The organism is Candidatus Protochlamydia phocaeensis (assembly GCF_001545115.1).
GTDB lineage: Bacteria > Chlamydiota > Chlamydiia > Chlamydiales > Parachlamydiaceae > Protochlamydia_A > Protochlamydia_A phocaeensis.
The window spans coordinates 76,316-95,349 of sequence record NZ_FCNU01000023.1 but is presented as its reverse complement, the minus strand read 5'-3'; the positions used below and the strand labels follow the sequence as shown (position 1 = coordinate 95,349).

Sequence of the window (19,034 nt, the reverse complement as noted above, 5' to 3'; positions counted from 1 at the left end):
GCTTTCTTGCCTATATTGTTGAGTAAATGCCTACGGTTCGATTGGCTAGTCAATTTGATCGGGATAAGCGAGGGATAAGCGGGCTCACCACTCCTCTTGCATTCCTCCACATAAAGCCCTAATTCAAGAGAAAAATTGAAAGAGTTAAGATACTTTCATTCTCGTGCGTTGTGGATTGTTTTATCAACATTAGCATTCATTCCTTCCATTCCCAGTATGTTTTGCCGATCCGTTGGGCAAACTGGCGATCGTGCGTTGCAGCAATAATCGTTCCTGGAAAGTTAAGTAAAGCGGTTTCCAATTCATCGAGTATGCGCGGAGCAAGGTGATTGGTCGGCTCATCTAAGATAAGAACGTTTGCCCCGCTTAGCATCAACTCCAGCAATTGAAGCCGTCGCTTTTGGCCTAGGCTTAGATGTTCAATCTTTTGCTTAATGAGGCGGTCTTCGATCAAAGCCAAACGATGCAAATAACTTCTCAATTCATGTTCAGGCAAGGAAAAGCGTTGTTGCAAATAGTCCTGCAAAGTAAGCGATTGGTTCTCTATTGAAACCTCTTGATCCAACCATCCCATGATGGCTGAGGGGGCATATTGGATCTGTCCGCTTTCTGGCTGTTGGCGATTAGCTAGTAGGTGCAGTAGCGAACTTTTTCCGCTGCCGTTCGGCGTAGCCAAAATAATGCGGTCGCCAAGAAGGGCAGTCGCAGAAAATTGGCTGATCAAGCGCTTGTCTCCTCTGGATAGTTGGATGTCTTCCAATCGAAGGACGACCGGGCTTTCGAGCGGCTTGGGATGGAACTTAATACCGACATAGTGTTTAGGGAGCGGATGCTCAAGTTTTTCCTCTTCTATCTTTTCGAGAAGGGCCTTTGCTTGGCTAATTGCCTTGCGCTTGCTGTTGATGTGCTTTTCTCCGCGATGATCATAGCACATTTTGTTGCCGTCCTTTGAAGGTGTAGCTTTTTTGGAAGAGAATGTTTGCTCTTTTAAAAAACGGATAAGGGTTTGCCTGTCTTCTTGCTGTTGCTGGTAAGCCTCCAAACGCTTGGCCAGTTCCCGTTGTTTGGCAACCGTATAATCATGATAATTTCCTGAATAATAGTTCAAATGAGGAGGAATGGGTGAAAGCTCGAGGATGCCGTTGGCCACTTGGTTCAAAAAATAGCGGTCATGGCTGATGAGGAGAACAGCGCCTTTAAAAGATTGTAAAAAAACCTCAAGCCAATTTAATGCTTGCTTATCAAGATGGTTAGTCGGCTCGTCCAAAATTAAAAGCGAAGGCGATTCTAGAAGGAGGGTGGCTAACAGGACACGCCGTTTTTCGCCCCCGCTTAAATCCGCCAATGAACGAGTCATCGGCAAGCGATTTAGCCCAAGGGCGGAAAGGCAGGTACGCGCCCGTTCTTCTGCCGCATAGCCGTTGCGTTCCATAAATAGGTTATATAGGTGATCCCATTCCCCCATAGCAGCTGCCAAAGCAGGGCCTTCCGAAAGTTGCGCCATGGCTTCTTCCAGCGCGTGCAGCTGTTTAGATAGATTATGCAATCCGCCTTGCGCTTGCAATAATGCCTCTTCTAGCGAAAGCGCATTCAATTGCTCTGGGAAGGAATCTTGAGGCAAATAGCCGATTGTACAGCCAGAGACGCCTACATGTCCTTGGTCGGGTTGATCTAGGCCTGCTGCCAAACGGGCAAGGGTCGTCTTTCCACAGCCATTTTCGCCGACAATGGCCAAACGCTGACCTTGGCTGATGGTAAAAGTTAAATCTGTTAAGACTTGGCGGGGGCCAAAATTTTTTGAGACGGAGTCAAATTTGATGAGTTGAAAAGAAGACATAGCAATACCTTGGCTAAACTGTTTAAGAAAACAACTTTAACAAAGGTTAATTGCGCATGGGTCTCCTTCCTGTTGGATGAGGCTTCATATTAGCAGGAAGAGAAATTTTTAGCAAGATGGCGGGCCTGCGTCAAAGGGTCAAGATGATTTTCCCACTATGGGAACCGGACTCCATTAAGCGATGGGCCTCGGCGGCTTCTTCAAATGCGAATGTACGATAAATCACGGGCTTGATTTTGCCCGTTTCGATCAAGGGCCAGATATTTTTTCTTAGATCTGCTGCAATGGCTCCTTTGAAGGCGGGCGAACGGTTGCGCAAAGTCGAGCCTGTTAGGGTTAGACGGCGCATCATGATTTCACGCAAATTGAGGCTTGTTTCCGATCCCTTCAAGGTACTAATCAGGACGAGGCGTCCCTCTTCAGCTAGAATCGATAGCTCTTTCGGTACATAATCGCCGCCTACCATATCCAAGATGACATCAACGCCCTGGCCTTGCGTCAGGTCTTTGATTGCTTGCGCAAAATCAGTTTCCCGGTAATTGATTGCCTTTTCTGCTCCTAAGCTTTCGCAGATCCTGCATTTTTCTGTGCTGCCTGCTGTAGCAAAAACACGGCATCCCCAAGCATAGGCCATTTGAATGGCGGCTACGCCTATTCCGCTAGAACCTCCTTGAACAAGCAGGCTTTCCCCAGAAGCTAGGTGGGCGCGTACAAAGACATTGCTCCAGACGGTAAAAAACGTCTCAGGCAAGGAAGCCGCCTCGATGAAGTTTAATCCAGTAGGAATAGGCAGGCATTGGACTGCCGGCGTTGTGCAATAAGCGGCATATCCTCCTCCAGTCAAAAGGGCGCAGACTTTTTCTCCCCCTTTCCATTGCTTGACGTTTGCTCCCACTTTGGCGATGATTCCAGCGGCTTCAAGACCTGGAATATCGGAGGCCCCAGGTGGAGGCGGATAGAGGCCTTTGCGCTGCATGATGTCTGGCCGGTTGACTCCGGCAGCCTTGACTTCGATCAATACCTCGTCTGGGCCTGGTTGAGGAGTAGGGCGGGTGCATTTTTTTAAGACGGAAGGATCGCCGGGATGGATCACTTCTATGGCAGCCATCGTAGAGGGAAGGGGAGAAATCATGATATCATACCTAAAATTATAATTAGCTTGTGCACAAGGGATTAGGTTTCTGACTCTGGTTGAATGGCTTTGATTTTAGCTATATAGGGAAGAAGTTCTTCCGTTCCTGAATGTTTAGGAATCAGTGAAGGAGGAAAGGCATACCCCTTTTCCATTAATGCAATATGAGGGGCAAAAGGGGGAATATCTGGATCGGTGACTGCCTCTATTAAAATAGGACAATCAGCTTGCAGAGCAATATCAAAAGCGTCTCCAATTTTATTGGGGGAGTCCACCCTTAGGCCTTTAAGACCTAAGGATTCGGCATAGCGAGCGTAAGGAAAATCCGGAATGGATTGGGAATTCTCATAAATAGGATTCCCGTCTCCCAATCTTTGTTCCCATGTTTCAAAATTGAGGTCGCGGTTATTTAACACGAGGATGATTAACCGAGGATCAAGCCATTCTTGCCAGTACTTTTTGATTGTAATCAGTTCTTCATTGCCATTCATCTGCATCGCCCCATCTCCGACCAGTGCAATCACTATTCTTTTAGGAAAGGCAAATTTTGCGGCAATGGCATAAGGAACAGCAGATCCCATAGAGGCTAGATTGCCGGAAAGAGAAACCAACATGCCGCGACGAACCTTAACATCGCGAGCCAGCCAGGCAGCTGCCGATCCTGCATCAGCTGTTAAGATGCACTCTTCCGGAAGGCGGGCGGAAAGCTCCTGAAAGACAAGCTGAGGATTTAAAGGCTTGGCAGGAAGTCTTGCCCTGTCATGGCAATCTTTATTCCACGCAATGATCTCTTGCTCAATGTACGCGCGCCAAGCCCTATCTGTTTTTTTTATCAAATGGGGGATAAGAAGGCGCAATGTTTCTTTGCTATCTCCTATCAAATTCACTTCCATGGGGTAGCGAAGGCTCAGCATGCGTCCGTCTATATCAATTTGCACGCCTCTTGCCTGGCCTTCTTTGGGAAGGAACGCGGGATAAGGAAAGCTGCTGCCGACGATGAATAAAGTATCGCAAGTTTCCATTAAAATTTGCGAAGGTTTCGTGCCGATTATTCCAATCGATCCTGTCACAAAGGGAAGGTGGTCAGGCAAGGCCGCCTTTCCGAGAAGGGCCTTGGCTACCCCGGCTCCTAATAGATCTGCTGCTTGGATGATTTCGTCTGTGGCATGAAGTGCTCCTGCGCCGATAAGAATAGCAACTCTTTTACCGGCATTCAGCACTTCCGCGGCCCTTTTAAGATCAAAATCTGTCGGAATGATAAGGGGATAAACGTGGCCAATTCCCGGAGGAGCGGTTGATTGATTAAAAGAAAGCTCTTTAAGCTTAAGCGATTGAATATCTTGAGGAATAATCACACAGGTGACCGTTCTTTCGACTTGGGCAATGCGAACAGCTCGGTCAATAAGATGCCTGATTTGCGATTCATCAACCGCTATTTGTATGTAGGCACTTGCCACATCTTTAAATAAGGAAAGAAGATCTACTTCTTGCTGGCAATCGTTTCCCAAAGAAGAGCGAGCTTGTTGGCCAATAATGGCCACGACAGGTTGATGATCCAATTTCGCGTCATAGAGGCCATTGAGCAAATGAATAGCGCCTGGCCCTGATGTCGCCAGGCAAATGCCGACTTCTCCTGTAAATTTCGCATGCGCGCAAGCCATAAAAGCTGCCATTTCCTCGTGGCGGGCTTGAATAAATTGAATCGCATCCTGGGACCGGTTAAGCGCTTCTACCATCCCGCTAATTCCATTGCCCGGATAGCCAAAAATGCGTTTAATTCCCCATTCAGACAGGCGTCGAATGATAAAATCGCTCACCGTATTTTTAAGCATAAGAGGACTCTAATGTTAATGTTTTATGAATGAGAATGGGTACAGAAGAGCATAAGGAAAAACAATTAGAGGCCGGTGTCGAATTCACAACAGTCTCGAATCGAGACAATTAAGAATTCGACAACAATCTCTTAAGCAATCACTTTTCGGAAGGAAAATGGAATTAGGCTCAAACTAAAGTAAACAAGGTAAATTTGTCAAATTGTACAAGGGGCGTAAAGATTGCCTCTGCCCTGAAGGAGTTCAAATAGCCAATTTTTGAATTTACTTCGGCTGGCAGAGAATAGGCAGACTTCCGTTGAGCGAATCAAAATCATTTGCGGATGAAAGGCATCAGCAAAAAAGGGATTGGATTGGCTAAAAACTCCAAACTCAGATTAAAAATCCACGCTTAAGAAACCCTCTAAGAAACTTATGCTAACAGAAATCTGCCGTTACGGGCTGACGATTAATCAACGGGCCAAAGATAGTTCCAATAAGCGTGTAAAATCTCCTGTTGATCGTCCGTTAGGGGATGAATGACTATAAAGCTTTCATCATTACGGGTAAAAGCCGATTTGGACCAGTTGGCCGATCCATTCACTAATTTGGTATCGTCGACAATCATCATCTTATTATGCACGAAAGCTAAAGCGGGATTGATTTTGACTTCAATTCCAGCTTTTTGCAATTGAGGCAGGACACCTCCTAAATCGGGAGCAACGACTTGCACCCGTACACCTCTTTGATGAGCTTGAATTGCCGCCTGGGCCAATTCCGGGCTTGTCCATACCATCATTGCGATCTTGAGGCTTGCTTGGGCTTCTTCAAAAGCATTGAGTAGACGCTCTTTTGAAGCAGCGTTAATAGCGGCCTCTATTTTTTTAATAGGGAAGCTCTCATGCGGCAGCAAGCAGAAATCAATGATTTGATTTGGCTGAGGAATGGATAAAGGGCCGTGTTCAAAACGCCAAGCTTTTCCTTTAAAGACATCCGCTTCATTCGCTAAATAGGCGCCTAGTTCGGAAGAAGACAAGCGGACCATGAGGTTTTCTTGGCCCTCATAAGCTGCGCGAGTAAAGTTGGCAGAGCCTATCCAAATGTCTTGTCTATCTACGACAAGGATTTTATGATGCAAATGCCCTTGTCCCAATTGACGGGTGGCAATCTCTATTTGTTCGCTGCCCTTTGATTTTATTTCATTCAAATGCTCATGATCAATAACGACAGTAACCTGGATGCCTTGCAAGGCTTTTTCCTTTAGCTTGGCAATAATGGACGGATCGGAAAGGCTGAAAGTAAAAATGAGAATGGACTTCTGCGCTTGATCGAGCGCTTCCAAAATGGCTGAGCGTAGTTGCTTGCGATCTTGCGTGTGATAAAATCGCGCTTGGCTTTGCTCAGAGGAAATAACAACAGAAGCCGCTGAGGCGGGCATTGTCCCGTAAAGAGAACCTACTAAACAAGAGACACAAATAATAAAACGCGCAATTCCCTGCAAATATTTTGACATCATTTTAAATACCTAATAAATTTAATTAGATGATTAATTATCTTCTGTTTTATTTTTGTTTTCAAATTGATTTTGATGTTATTGATAAACTTTTATTTAATTGTTTTTTTATTTATTCATTGTTGGAAGCAGGAGGAAGGCGGCGCAAACGCTTTTTTGCTGAATGGTGAGCTTTTCTGGCCAAGTTTTTTTCTTTAGCTGCTTTAGGCATTTTTGTGGGGATGCGTTTGGGAGGGCGGTAATTCAGTTTTTCCACGCGTTCGCGTAGTTTAATGAGGCAGGCTTTTTTGTTTAGGTATTGGCTGCGCTCTTTTTGGCAGGTTACAACCAGGCCGGTTGGCAAGTGGATGAGACGGACTGCACTATCCGTGACATTGACATGCTGGCCACCTTTACCGCTGGCGCGAAAGGTTTGGCATTGGCAGTCGGCAAGCAGGTCGCCGTCGTCTTGGGGTAAAAGAATCTTTTTCATTTATTTGCCTTTACATTTACTTATATTTGCACAAACAAGATTAATAGGGCTTTGTTTTTCTACGGTTTAAAAGCTTAATGATTAGTTGGTGAAAAATGGCTATTTCTTCTAGAACTCTTTCGCTTGCCTCTCTGCTCATCCAGGTAGATCGCCTCTGTGATCGTCTGCCTGTGATTAGTACGATAACGAATTTGATTGATATTTTTCAAAAAAGGGTATGGGATTGCCGCGGGTGGCCGGATATGCAAGCAAATCGCTATTATACTTACCTGAAGACAAAAAGCTATGCCCGCTGTGCCATTTTACTCATTCCTGGAGTAGGTAATCTGCTCATTGCTGTTTATGATTGCTTTAAGTGGAGCCAAATAGGAGGGCAGTTTTCACGAGCGCCTATCAATCCTGAGAATCAGCCCATTGAAACGGCTAGCTCATATCGGCCAAGCGAACAAGAGAATGCGATGGCCTTTAATGCGCGCATTTTTCAAGAAACTTTGCAAGCTTGCCAGCGGGGCTATCGCACGCCCAATCAAGTTGTGGTTCATTTAAACCATGAGCCGATGTTAAGAGGGACAATGACCTATGATCAAATCGAACGTTTGCCTCCCGTGGAACACAATCATCAAACGCTTTTTACTGTTTTTGCAGAAGATACCTTTCAAGTGCTGTTAAGGCGAAAAGAGGAAGGTAAAAATCCTGTAGGGATCAATATGGCCAATCGCTACCGTGCTGGAGGTGGTGTTGTACAAGGCTGCCCGGCTCAGGAAGAAGCGTTATGCCGCCGCTCCAACCATTATTTGGGATTAAAAACACAGGCCTATCCGCTTCCTGAAATGGGCGGAGCCTATTGCCCCCATGTTCAAGTTTTTCGAGAAGATGGTGCAAATGGATTTGCCTTTATGGATCATCCCGCAGAGGTAGCTTTAGTTGCTGTGGCTGCTTATGATTTAAGAGGAATATCAAGTGATCGGTCAGCTCTAGGGCTGTCATTCAACGAGCAGCTAGATGAATCTGTCTTGCAAAATTCCATTCCATACATAGAAGGCACAAAAAGCAAAATCCGGCATATGCTGCGGATCATGGCGTTGAAAGGACATACGCATTTGGTCTTAGGGGCGCTGGGATGCGGAGCGTTCGAAAATCCGCCTGGCTTAGTCTCTCGTCTATTTGTCGAAGTGTTTCAAGAAGCGGAATTTAACGGACGCTTTGAATGCGTGGATTTTGCCATCTTAAGGCTGAATCAAAAAGATCAAAACAATGTGGATGCTTTTACTCAAGCATGCGCCCAGCTCAATGTTTAAGAATATTTTAGGATAAGTATACGCAAATGGATCCTAAATAAGAGGCTTGGATTCACCTGCGAATAAAGTTATCCAAATTGATGGTGAGATAAAATAAGCATGTACTTAATTGACATGAAATAAAATAATAAATAAGATAGTAAACAAAGAGATTTTCTCTTAATTATTTAACCCTTTAACAAAAAGGATATTCAATATGTGCCATGGTGATTGTATGCCATCGCCGGTTTATCAAGAACGGACAGCAATGGCGTCTTTAATTTCTTTTTTTTCCATCCTTTCCTCTTTCGCGTCTTTGAAACGCAAACCTTCCTTCGTTTCTTCTAAACGAAAATAATTCCCTTTTTAGTCTTTTGTTAATTCATTTTTAAAATATGGCGATAATTAGCCTTTGATGGTTAAAAGTTTGTCTCAAATCGCAACCTGCCCGAGAAATAATCTTGAGTATAGGCATTATGAATTTGAAGGCACCCTCTAAGAGCTTTACGTTAGGCGTTAAATAACTTTTTTATTGGCGAAGCTAACCTGGTTCATTCCATCTTTTTTAGCCTTTCAGGGCTTTTTCTCGCTTCAGAAATAAATACAGTGTGGGATGAATATGTTTACTTATCTTTTTGACTTTTTCATGGAAGCGGATGCGTTTTTTTGGGGATATATTGGTTTTTCTTTAATCATGCTATTGGGGTGCTATTTGACGATCAAAACGCGCGTCTTCCAAATCCGTGCTTTTCGGCATGTCATATACACATTTTTGCAAGAGGCCTTTCAACGATCGGCTAGTGAGCGCGGGCTGCATCCTCTTAAGGCTTTCTTTGCCTCGGTAGGAGGCATGCTTGGAGTGGGAAATGTCGTGGGCATCGTCACGGCTATCCAGCTGGGAGGGCCTGGCGCTTTGCTTTGGGTATGGGTCGCTGGCTTTGCCGGCACTTTGATCAAATATGCGGAAATTTATTTAGGGCTTAAGCATCGCGTCAAGAATGAGAGGCAAAGCTATGATGGGGGGCCCATGTTTTTCCTTAAAAAGGCTTTCAAGGCACCTTGGATATCAGGCCTTGTCTGTGTGCTGTTATGCATCTATGGAGCAGAAATCTATCAGTTCAATGTGGTTGTCGATACGCTGGCTTATTCATGGGGGATTAATCGCCTCATTATTGCTTTTGCCTTATTGGCTTTAATTGTGCATGCAAGCCTAGGAGGCGTATCGCGAGTGGCCCAAGTCTGCTCTTGGATTATGCCTCTTTTTATGGTCATCTATATTAGCTTGTGTTTGTGGGTGATCGGGCATCATGTCGCTGATTTGCCTGCCATTTTATTGACTGTCGTGAAGTCGGCATTTACTGGCCATGCCGCAATAGGAGGCTTTGCCGGCAGTTCGCTAATGCTGGCCATTCAAAATGGCATTGCTGGAGCTAGCTATGCTGCTGATATTGGAATTGGCTATGATTCGACTATCCAAAGCGAATCGCATACCGTTTATCCGGAGCGGCAAGCGCGAATGGCTTTCTTGGGCGTGTGCTTGGATAATTTTATTTGTACGTTGAGCATCTTAGTCGTATTGGTGACGGGGCTTTGGCAAACGCCTATTGGAGGAGAGAATGCCCCTTTGGTGCAATTAGCCCTGGCGCGTTATTTTCCTTTAGTGAATATGCTCATGCCTCTCTTCATTTTCATTTTGGGGTATACTACTTTGATCGCTTATTTAATCGTTGGGATGAAGTGCGCCCGTTATTTGCATCCGACGCGAGGCGCTTCTTTTTATATGGGCTATGCGATTGCCATTTTGACTTTCTTTGCTTTTTTCGACCAGACCCATGCGCTGCTGGTCATGCGTTTAGCAGGGGCTTTATTACTGATCGTCAATTTGACAGGCATTTATCGCCTAAGGCATGAAATTGTCTTTACCGTTGAGGACAAGATTGAAGAGAAGGCAATTATAACTGGTCCTGCAAGTCTTCTTGTCGCAGAAGGAGAGCGTTAAATTAAAGATGGGCTCTTGCTGCTTTCATAATGCGAGAGCCCTCTATTCATTTATAATTTTTCCATTGCGAGATGTCCTTGAGACATTTTTATCCTGTATTTCTCCGCCATTTCATCGGTAGAAAGCCTTCTATAGGGGCAGAAGGAATCAAATTTGACTACTCCTTTTTCGGGATGTTTAGTATCGAAATAATAGCTGTCTATGACTTTGCGTCCGGTATCAAGCACAGAGAAAACGGTCAGCTCGTTGCTTGCAATATAAGGAAGCGGCTGATCCCTCTCATCTTTCAAAGGAGCTATAGAAGGGACAATGGGCTCTAACCCATTGGGATCATCCATTGCCACATAATTAGTTAAATCCCTTTCTAAGGCCATCTCGCGAAAATGGTTATTCGCGCTTGTATAAGCTCCGTAGCTATTGCCAACATTAGATGTTTCCAAGAAGTGCATGCCTTCTTTAGATTGAAAGCGATTCCATACATGGCTATGGCCGCATAGCACGAGATCGACTTCATATTGCTCGAGCAAGGGTTCAATATCCCGGATAAGGATGTCTTGCTCCTTGGGATAAGCGTACTCGATTGCTTGAATGCAGCCCTTTTCATCTCTGCGGATCGTTTGAATAGGATTGGAAAAGGGCGGAACGGCATTTTCTCCTAAAGTATGAAGGGGATTATGAAGCATGACCATTCGCAGCTTGGCCTGTTGAAAAGGCGCGCTCTGCAGCTCTTCGATCAGCCATTCATACTGCTTGCTGCCCTTTTCTAGAGGTTCGAAAATAAAATCTCCGTGCCCCCATTGATCTGGATGGGCCAGCGCGTCTTTCGCCTCTTGATATTTCCCTTTTTGAGAACGTTTCTCCTCTGGAGAGCGCCAAATGCGCGTGGCATATAGCACCACTAGGCGGACATCTCCAACCGTGGTTGCGTAATAGGTCGAATGTCCCTGCGATTGGACGGGGAGTGTGAAAATTTCTTCGTAAGTATCGGTATTAAAGGACAGATCTTTTAGCTTGTCTTCGTTCTGACCGGAAGAGAGAAGGGCGGCTTGCTCTCTTGGATAAGGATCGTGAAATTGAAAATGTAAGCTCTTTTCTAAAGAGTAGCGTCCCATGACATCGTGATTGCCGATAGCGGGAAAAACTGGAGTATGCTGAATAATTTCCGCTCCCTTATAAACGCGTCCGTGGACAGGCCCCTCTGCCTTGCCTTGCAGACTGGGGAAGAATCCGCAAGGATGAGTAAACCAATCGGGATAGCCATCCGCCAGCTCAACTAAATCCCCAGCAAAAAAAACAGCGTCAAAGTGTCCGATTGTTTCTGTTGCTTTTTGCAGGTTTGCGGGAACCATGGGCTTGCGTTGGTGGTCCGACGTCAAGAGAATGCGCATCGCCTGGCCAGGTGGCGGGGCGGGGGCCAGCGAATAGGTGGAACTATAGAGGATCTCTCCATCTAGTTTCTGACTGGCGATTCGATAGGGCAGGCGATGGCCAGCTTTTAAGCCCGCCACTTCTGCCTCATGACGCCAGACTGCTACAGGGGCGCATCCCTTGATGGATCCATCCGGATGAAAGAGGTCTTCTCGGATCCGGCTTAAACGGCGTGAATGCGCAACGGCTCGCTGCTTCGTCTCATTTCCCCACTCTACCCAATGGGAATGCCCTTCAAAGGAAGTAAACCATACGACACGCACACTATGTGCTGCAGGCAACTGTAGAAAAGGCGCGCTAATCAATCGATCCTCTGCTTTTAAATGACCCGTGCCGCATAATCGCATCACTCATCCTCCAAGTTTAATAAAACTTATTTATAAAAGTTTAAATTGTAAATAAATGAAATTGTAATTTATTTATAATTAATAAACAAAAGGGTTATTTATGGCGAAGTGAGTTGAAAAATTGAATTTTCGATTCTAAGATGTTGAGTTCGCTTCGGGATAGGTTTATTGAACTGTTAAGGGATTTATTTATATTTTTTTAGAAGGTGTATTAAAACCCATACTAATCGATATTTGCGGTTATTTTCTTCCTATCGCTTCCTAGGGGAAAAGAATGCGAATCTACGTCATTAGCAGTTTTAATACGCTCTTTTAGGAAGCCGACACTTTCTTAATATAAATGTTCTCTCTTTGAGATTCTATTTTTTTTCTAAGAATGAAAATGTTAAAATTTTCAAACGTCTAAAAACTCATAGTAGTCTCTTAAAACTAGGTCATTTGCATGAATAAGACATATAAAGAAGAGTTCATTCGCGCCGGGAGAATTGCGAAAGACGTGCGCGCCTTTGGCAAAGGATTGATTAAACCGGGCGCCTCTTATAATGCGGTCATTGCCCAAATTAATCAAAAGATTGCGGAATTAGGCGCTCGGCCTGCTTTTCCGCCTCAAATTGCCCTTAATGAAGTGGCCGCCCACTATTTGCCGCAGCCGGATGAGGATATTATTTTTTCGGATCAAATTGTCAAATTAGATGTGGGAATTTCCTATAATGGAGCAATTGGCGACTGTGCGGTGACAGTCGATTTGTCGGGCCGGCACCAAGTTCTCCTTGATGCGGCTGAAGAGGCATTGGCAGCAGCGGAGAAAATTGTTAAGGTTGGATTGCCCGTCCGTGAAATCGGCAAAGTCATAGAAGACGTCGCCGCTTCGCATGGGTTGTCCCCGATTTTTAATCTATCCGGCCATGGCCTAGCCCGCTATAAGGTTCATACTTCTCCGATTATTCCCAATTATGACAATCAGTCGACTGCCGTTATTAAGCCTGGCATGACATTTGCCATTGAACCGTTTATGACGAACGGAAAAGGCTTGATCTATGAAGCGGGCGAACCGGCTATTTTTTCCTTTGCATCAGCAAAGGCGGTTCAGTCCGATATTGCCAAAGCCCTATTGATCAAGATAAAGTCTTTTCATGGGCTTCCTTTTGCCATCCATGATTTATTGGACAAAGACCTGACGCTTGCTCAGATTAGGAAAGGGCTTAGGGAATTACTTAAAGTTGGGGCGATTGAAGGCTATGCTGCTTTGATCGAAGAAGAAAATGGGATGGTGGCCCAAGCGGAAAATTCTGTTCTTGTGGATGAAAAAGGCGCCGTGTTTATTACGACTCGCTAAGAGGGTGTATAAAACCCCATAATAGTCCATTTGAGATGATTTCCTTCTAGGGGAAAATATAAACCTAGGCCATTAGCCGTTTTAAAGATCCTCTAAAAAAGCTTGAAAATAGTTTAGGAATAAGGGATGAGCAAGAAAGAATTGTTATGCGAACCGGTATGCCGTTGTCATTGGGTGGCTAGTGGCAATAAGCTATATGAGGAATATCATGACAAAGAATGGGGAGTGCCCGTCCATGAAGATAAAAAGCATTTTGAATTTTTAATTCTTGAAGGTGCGCAGGCGGGCCTAAGCTGGTTGACTATCCTTAAGCGAAGAGAGGGCTATCGAAAAGCCTTCTCTCGGTTCGATCCTCGAAAAGTGGCCGAGTATGGAGAGCGTCAAGTGGCCGAGCTTCTTGCTGATGAGGGCATCATCCGGAATCGGTTAAAAATTTTATCGGCGATTAACAACGCTAGGCACTTTTTGGAAGTGCAAGAAGAATACGGCAGCTTTGATCAATACATTTGGAGCTTTGTCGGGGGGGCGCCCATTCAAAATCACTGGAAAAGCATGAAAGATATTCCAGCTGAAACCAAAGAATCGATTGCATTGAGCAAAGACTTAAAAAAAAGAGGGTTTACCTTTGTTGGACCTACTGTCATGTATGCCCATATGCAAGCAACTGGACTTGTGAATGATCATACGGTGGATTGTTTTCGCTATCAGGAGCTGTTAAAAAATAAATAGTTTAATTTTATTTAATGGGTTACAACCGTAGATTGCATCTCAGAAATAAGTGGAGGGATCAATTTATGGACTATCTTGCTTTATTAGGCCGCATTCTTTATTCGGCCATTTTTATTATGGCAGCCATGGGGCATTTCTCTCATGGCACAATTGCCTATGCGGCTAACCAAGGCGTTCCGGTGCCGTTTTTGCTTGTTCCTCTTTCCGGTTTGATGGCTCTTATCGGAGGATTGAGCATCCTAATTGGCTATAAAGCGCGCTTGGGCGCTTGGCTGATTGTACTCTTTCTCATTCCGGTCACTTTAATGATGCACGCTTTTTGGAGCTTATCTGATCCTGCAATGGCTGAGATCCAAAAGATCATGTTCATGAAAAACCTTTCTATGTTGGGAGCTGCCTTGCTGATTGCTTATTTTGGCTCAGGTCCTCTTAGCTTAGATAATAAGAATGGCTAAATGAGAGGCTGACTTCGCTTTCGAAGGCAGCCCTTGTTCTTCTTTTATTCACCCTCTTGCTCACATTTGTTCGGCAGATCGAGCATTTCGATTAATTCACACTGACCGCCGGCCAAGGCAATGTTATCGGCATCAGTGACCCATCCACCGCCTAGCGCATTGTAAAGCTGCACAATAGCAATAAAGCTGTCCGCTTGGGCTTGCACAAGCTGCAGCTGAGCATCGAAGAGGGAGCGCTCGGCATCCAGTACGTTTAAGTAGTCGACTTCGCCTTCTGCATAGCGAAGCTGGGCCAAATGCAGATAGTCTGCCAGGACTTTGACTTGCCTTTGGTGCTCATGTACAAGCTCGCGGTCCTTTCGATAAGCAATCAATGCGTCGTTGACTTCCCGGAAAGCTGTCAGTACGACTTGGCGATAATTGAAGAGGGCTTCTGCTCGGACCGCTTCGGCTTCTTCCACTTGAAAATATGTTCGGCCTGCATCGAAGAGCGGCTCGATGAGATTGAGCCCATATTGCCACATTTCGGCAGGGGAAGTCAGCAGCCGATGGAGCTTTTCGCTTTCGCTTCCATAAGTCCCGGTCAAATTGATTTGAGGAAAGTAGAGCGCTTCTGCTGCGAATACACGCGCATTGGCGGCGATCAAATTGTCTTCAGCTTGAATGATATCGGGACGGCGCGTCAATAAATCAGAGGGGAGGCCGGCAGGAATAGTGGGAGGATACTGCAGGGCATCCAGGGAAGATCCCCGCTCGATATAATGGGGGTTTTCTCCCAATAAGATACTTAGCAGATTTTCCTGTTGAGGGATATCGCGTTGAAATTCAATGACACGGATGGCGGCGATTTCCACTTCCGCTTCAGCTTGTTTGACTTCGATTTCGGATGTTTCGCCCATTTCGAAGCGGTATTGAGCAAGCTTAAGCGATTCTAAGCGCGACTCTAGTGTTTTTTGAGAGACGGCTAATTGAGCATCCAGTTGGCGAAGCGTAATGTAGGCATTGGCAACAGCCGTGGTTACCATCATGACGACAGCCCGCCTAGCTTCGACTTGAGCAAGCAATTCAGCATAGGAAGCTGCCGAAAGACTTTGCAGGCGTCCCCAGAAATCAAGCTCCCAATTCAAGCTAAGAAACAATTGGTAATCATTAAAAATGCGCTTAAAGCCCGTTGGTAGTGCTGGAGCCGCCGCTCCGTTTGCTGCTGTCGTTCCTGGAAAAAGATTGGCAGAGGCTAGGGAAATTTTGCTGCGCGTAAAGCTGGCATTGCCGTTGATCGTTGGCAGGAGAAAAGAATCGGCGATGCCAAGCCGGGCATAATATTCGCGTACACGGGCAATGGCAACTTGCAGGTTTTGGTTCCCTTGCAGGGCGACAATAATATATTGGTTAAGGATGGGGTCGTTAAACTGCTCCCACCAGCGCATATTGCATAGTGTGCTTCCTTCGTCCGTATTCAGGCGCCAGCTTTGCGGAACACTTATACAAGGAGGATCGTATGTGGGCCTAAAGCAAGCGGTCAAAGACAGGAACAGGCTTAACAAGCAAATGGATTTACGCATCTTAGGCCTTAGGGGGTAAAGGAGCATTTTCAGTCGGCTTTTTCTTTTTTGATGTCCACTCTTGAATCAAGCGGAAGAAAAGCGGAACAAAGAAGATGGCCAAGAAGGTTGCTGAGATCATTCCTCCTAGCACTCCCATTCCTACCGAATGGCGGCTATTGGCTCCTGCGCCTGTACTCAATACTAAAGGAACGACGCCGAAAATGAAGGTCAAGGATGTCATTAAAATCGCTCGAAAACGCAACTTGCCGGCCTCAATGGCGGCTTCAATAAAAGATAATCCCTCTTCATGCTTGATCACGGCAAATTCGACAATCAAAATGGCGTTCTTTGCAGCTAGGGCAATGATGGTAATAAGGCCGATCTGAAAATAGATGTCATTATTCATTCCTACTAACCAGACAGCCAACAGGGCGCCGAAAAGGCCAAAAGGCACAGCGAGGACAATGGCTAATGGAAGCGTCCATTTTTCGTATAGGGCAGCTAAGATTAAAAAGACCATCAACAGGCCAGCCATCATCATTTTCGAAGAGCTTCCGCCCGTTGCTTTTTCTTGGTAAGATTCGCCGCCCCAGGCAAAGCTCATCTCTTCTGGCAAGACCTCTTTGGCAATTTCTTCCATTACTTGCATGGCTTGTCCTGAGCTGTAGCCAGGAGAGGCGCTGCCATTGATTTTAGCAGAGGGAAAAGCGTTGAAGCGACTGATTAAATTAGGCCCGGCCGTATTTGTTAATGTTACAAGCGTACTTAAAGGAATCATTTTACCGGTATTGGATTTGACATACACTTGCTCAATGTCAAGAGGATTGGTGCGCAAACGCGGCTCGGCCATCAATAGGACGCGATAGACGCGGCCAAATTTATTGAAATTATTGACGTAATAAGAGCCGAAAAGGCTTTGCAAAGCGCTATATACTTCATTAATCGGAACAGCTAAAGAGCGCGCTTTGGACCGATCAAGATTGACATAAACCTGTTCCGTATTAGCTGTGATCATAGAAACCAAATTAGTCAATTCAGGCCGTTGCGAGGCTTTGGTGATGAATTGATGAGTGATTTCCTCCAAATGGGCATAGTCTCCCGATCCACGATTCTCAATCCAAAATTCAAAGCCTCCGATCGTTCCTAACCCTTGAATGGCAGGAGGATTGAAGACCAAAACATTGCCCTGAGGAATTTTAGAGTATTGCTGATAAAGCTGCATCATGACAGCATCTGCACTTTCGCTGCGCTTTGTACGCTGGTCCCAATCCTTTAAGACAATAAAATTAGTAGCCTGATTCGTGCGGTTCAATCCGTCGATAAAGCTGTAGCCGGACAGCTCGAAAAATAAGTCGACAGCTGGATTTTTTAGGGCAATCGCTTCAGCTTGATCGGACGTTTCAACCGTGCGGTTAAGGCTGGATCCTTCCGGCATGCTGACAACGCCTATCAAATAGCCTTGGTCCTCATTGGGAACGAAGCTTGTCGGGACAATGTAAAAAAGCCAAGCCACGAATCCGCAGAGGACCACAAATGCGGATAGTCCTATCCATGGGCGGATGATAAGCCAACGGGCTCCGATCACATATAGATTGGTAAATCCATCAAAAAAACGGTCAAACCACTCTGTAAATCTGGAGGTACTGCGATGTTTGATCAAGATAGCTGAAAGAGCTGGGCTTAGAGTCAAAGCCACAAAGCCGGATATGATGACAGAAATGGAAATGGTCAAAGCAAACTGCTTATATAATTGACCTGCAATTCCGCCTAGAAAAGCGACAGGAATAAAGACTGAGCATAAAACCAAGACAATGGCAATAATGGGGCCTGTCACCTCTTTCATGGCTTGATGGGCGGCTTCTTTAGCTGAATAGCCGTGAAACCGCATATTGCGCTCGACATTCTCAATGACGACAATCGCATCGTCAACGACAATTCCAATAGCCAGCACCATGCCGAAAAGAGTCAACATATTAATGGACAGGCCAAGTATCAGCATGCCTGCAAATGCACCGACAATGGAAATGATCATGGCCTGCAAGGGAATGAGCGTCAGCCGCATGTTCTGCAAAAATACAAATACGACAAGGGCGACTAATATGGCAGCTTCAAAAATCGTTTTAACGACTTCATGGATGGAAACAATAACGAACTTAGTCGTGTCATAGGGGATGGAGTATTCAATCCCTTGAGGAAAATCTTTGGCAATATGTTCCATTTTTTTCTTGATGGCATCGGCTACCGCTAAGGCATTCGCTCCATACTGTTGGAAAATGGCAATGGAAATGGTGGGAACGCCATTAAGCGTTCCGACTACGTCATAGCGCTGGGCGCCAAGCTCAACGCGGCCGACATCTTTGATTTGAACAAGTGATCCATTGGGATTGGCCTTTAAAATGATATCTTCAAACTCTTCCGGCGTGCTTAAACGACCCACACTTGAGATGGATAACGTCAATTCAACAGGGCCGTGAGTGGGAGGCTCTCCTAAGCGGCCGACCGAGTACTCGGAGTTTTGATCCCGGATTGCATTGGCTACATCGCTAGGCGATAGCCCGTATTTGACTAAAAGGGCAGGATCCAGCCAAATGCGCATGGCATAGGTGCGGTCATTGATGATCGTGACGCTGCTGACTCCAGGCGTGCGTTGCAGCTCTTCTACAATATTGACTGTTGTATAGTTGCTAAGAAAAATTTCATCATAGCGGTTGTCCGGAGATTGCACGCCGATGACAAGCAAGATAGCAGGCGTTTGCTTAAGGATATTGACGCCGCCTTTTTGCACTTCTTCCGGAAGCAGGGGAATAGCCAAATTGGCCTGGTTCTGCACATCAATTAATGCCTGCTGGATATCTGATCCGATATCAAAAAACACGTTGAGGTTGTAATCTCCTGTCGAAGAGCTATTGGAATACATATAGATCATGTTTTCCACGCCGTTAATTTGCTGCTCAAGAGGAGAGGCGATCGTATTGGCAACGGTTTGGGCATTCGCTCCCGAATAAGAAGTCTGGACGTTGATTTGTGGAGGAAGCACATTGGGAAATTGCTCGATGGGAAGAAGGAAAATGGATGTCAATCCGGCCAGAAAGATAAAAATGGAAAGCACGCTGGACAGAATGGGACGATCGATAAAGTAACTCGAAAGCATAGA

The 19,034-nt window shown here is 45.5% G+C and carries 13 protein-coding genes; 5 read left to right on the top strand and 8 right to left on the bottom strand.

Going from position 1 to position 19,034, the window contains the following annotated elements; all coding sequences use genetic code 11:
* Positions 1-196: 196 nt before the first annotated feature.
* The 5 genes from abc-f to BN3769_RS09080 all read right to left on the bottom strand — a co-directional run bounded on the left by abc-f (position 197) and on the right by BN3769_RS09080 (position 6,765).
* A complete protein-coding gene (abc-f, locus tag BN3769_RS09100; RefSeq protein ID WP_068469782.1) occupies positions 197-1,837 on the bottom strand; it encodes a ribosomal protection-like ABC-F family protein in 1,641 nt (546 codons plus the stop codon).
* Positions 1,838-1,967: 130 nt separating this feature from the next.
* Positions 1,968-2,969 (bottom strand): NAD(P)H-quinone oxidoreductase, encoded by a 1,002-nt coding sequence (locus BN3769_RS09095; RefSeq protein WP_228840663.1) that lies wholly within the window; start codon positions 2,967-2,969, stop codon positions 1,968-1,970.
* Between the two features lie 41 nt (positions 2,970-3,010).
* Complete coding sequence (locus BN3769_RS09090; RefSeq protein WP_068469780.1) at positions 3,011-4,801, bottom strand: thiamine pyrophosphate-requiring protein; 1,791 nt, start codon at positions 4,799-4,801, stop codon at positions 3,011-3,013.
* Between the two features lie 448 nt (positions 4,802-5,249).
* Positions 5,250-6,296: a phospholipase D-like domain-containing protein gene (locus tag BN3769_RS09085; protein WP_068469777.1), complete on the bottom strand. Its 1,047-nt coding sequence runs from the start codon at positions 6,294-6,296 to the stop codon at positions 5,250-5,252.
* Positions 6,297-6,405: 109 nt separating this feature from the next.
* Positions 6,406-6,765 carry a peptide chain release factor-like protein gene (locus BN3769_RS09080; protein ID WP_068469775.1) on the bottom strand — a complete coding sequence of 120 codons (360 nt, stop codon included), beginning with the start codon at positions 6,763-6,765 and terminating at the stop codon, positions 6,406-6,408.
* Positions 6,766-6,860: 95 nt separating this feature from the next.
* On the opposite strand from BN3769_RS09080, the gene BN3769_RS09075 reads away from it, so the two are divergent.
* Positions 6,861-8,063, top strand: a complete 1,203-nt coding sequence (locus BN3769_RS09075; RefSeq protein ID WP_068469773.1) for a TIGR02452 family protein — start codon at positions 6,861-6,863, stop codon at positions 8,061-8,063.
* Between the two features lie 598 nt (positions 8,064-8,661).
* A complete protein-coding gene (locus tag BN3769_RS09070; RefSeq protein ID WP_068469771.1) occupies positions 8,662-10,041 on the top strand; it encodes an amino acid carrier protein in 1,380 nt (459 codons plus the stop codon).
* A gap of 50 nt (positions 10,042-10,091) precedes the next feature.
* Here the strand turns inward: BN3769_RS09070 and BN3769_RS09065 are convergent, their stop codons facing one another.
* Positions 10,092-11,816, bottom strand: coding sequence for a metallophosphoesterase family protein (locus BN3769_RS09065; protein ID WP_079989497.1), 1,725 nt, complete (start codon positions 11,814-11,816; stop codon positions 10,092-10,094).
* Positions 11,817-12,258: 442 nt separating this feature from the next.
* Between BN3769_RS09065 and map the strand changes: the two genes are divergently transcribed.
* From map to BN3769_RS09050, 3 genes are all read left to right on the top strand, one after another.
* Positions 12,259-13,152 (top strand): type II methionyl aminopeptidase, encoded by an 894-nt coding sequence (map, locus tag BN3769_RS09060; RefSeq protein ID WP_068469768.1) that lies wholly within the window; start codon positions 12,259-12,261, stop codon positions 13,150-13,152.
* A 126-nt stretch (positions 13,153-13,278) separates the two neighbouring features.
* Positions 13,279-13,881, top strand: coding sequence for a DNA-3-methyladenine glycosylase I (locus tag BN3769_RS09055; protein WP_068469766.1), 603 nt, complete (start codon positions 13,279-13,281; stop codon positions 13,879-13,881).
* Positions 13,882-13,946: 65 nt separating this feature from the next.
* Positions 13,947-14,336 (top strand): DoxX family protein, encoded by a 390-nt coding sequence (locus BN3769_RS09050; RefSeq protein WP_068469764.1) that lies wholly within the window; start codon positions 13,947-13,949, stop codon positions 14,334-14,336.
* A 44-nt stretch (positions 14,337-14,380) separates the two neighbouring features.
* Here the strand turns inward: BN3769_RS09050 and BN3769_RS09045 are convergent, their stop codons facing one another.
* Both BN3769_RS09045 and BN3769_RS09040 read right to left on the bottom strand, forming a co-directional pair.
* Positions 14,381-15,898, bottom strand: coding sequence for an efflux transporter outer membrane subunit (locus BN3769_RS09045; RefSeq protein WP_079989496.1), 1,518 nt, complete (start codon positions 15,896-15,898; stop codon positions 14,381-14,383).
* Position 15,899: 1 nt separating this feature from the next.
* Positions 15,900-19,031, bottom strand: coding sequence for an efflux RND transporter permease subunit (locus tag BN3769_RS09040; protein ID WP_068469762.1), 3,132 nt, complete (start codon positions 19,029-19,031; stop codon positions 15,900-15,902).
* Positions 19,032-19,034: the final 3 nt, after the last annotated feature.

Bases quoted from the DNA above. Each gene is read 5' to 3' on its own strand.
- abc-f (WP_068469782.1), bottom strand. From the start codon at position 1,837: ATGTCTTCTTTTCAACTCATCAAATTTGACTCCGTCTCAAAAAATTTT.
- BN3769_RS09095 (WP_228840663.1), bottom strand. From the start codon at position 2,969: ATGATTTCTCCCCTTCCCTCTACGATGGCTGCCATAGAAGTGATCCAT.
- BN3769_RS09090 (WP_068469780.1), bottom strand. From the start codon at position 4,801: ATGCTTAAAAATACGGTGAGCGATTTTATCATTCGACGCCTGTCTGAA.
- BN3769_RS09085 (WP_068469777.1), bottom strand. From the start codon at position 6,296: ATGATGTCAAAATATTTGCAGGGAATTGCGCGTTTTATTATTTGTGTC.
- BN3769_RS09080 (WP_068469775.1), bottom strand. From the start codon at position 6,765: ATGAAAAAGATTCTTTTACCCCAAGACGACGGCGACCTGCTTGCCGAC.
- BN3769_RS09075 (WP_068469773.1), top strand. From the start codon at position 6,861: ATGGCTATTTCTTCTAGAACTCTTTCGCTTGCCTCTCTGCTCATCCAG.
- BN3769_RS09070 (WP_068469771.1), top strand. From the start codon at position 8,662: ATGTTTACTTATCTTTTTGACTTTTTCATGGAAGCGGATGCGTTTTTT.
- BN3769_RS09065 (WP_079989497.1), bottom strand. From the start codon at position 11,816: ATGCGATTATGCGGCACGGGTCATTTAAAAGCAGAGGATCGATTGATT.
- map (WP_068469768.1), top strand. From the start codon at position 12,259: ATGAATAAGACATATAAAGAAGAGTTCATTCGCGCCGGGAGAATTGCG.
- BN3769_RS09055 (WP_068469766.1), top strand. From the start codon at position 13,279: ATGAGCAAGAAAGAATTGTTATGCGAACCGGTATGCCGTTGTCATTGG.
- BN3769_RS09050 (WP_068469764.1), top strand. From the start codon at position 13,947: ATGGACTATCTTGCTTTATTAGGCCGCATTCTTTATTCGGCCATTTTT.
- BN3769_RS09045 (WP_079989496.1), bottom strand. From the start codon at position 15,898: ATGCGTAAATCCATTTGCTTGTTAAGCCTGTTCCTGTCTTTGACCGCT.
- BN3769_RS09040 (WP_068469762.1), bottom strand. From the start codon at position 19,031: ATGCTTTCGAGTTACTTTATCGATCGTCCCATTCTGTCCAGCGTGCTT.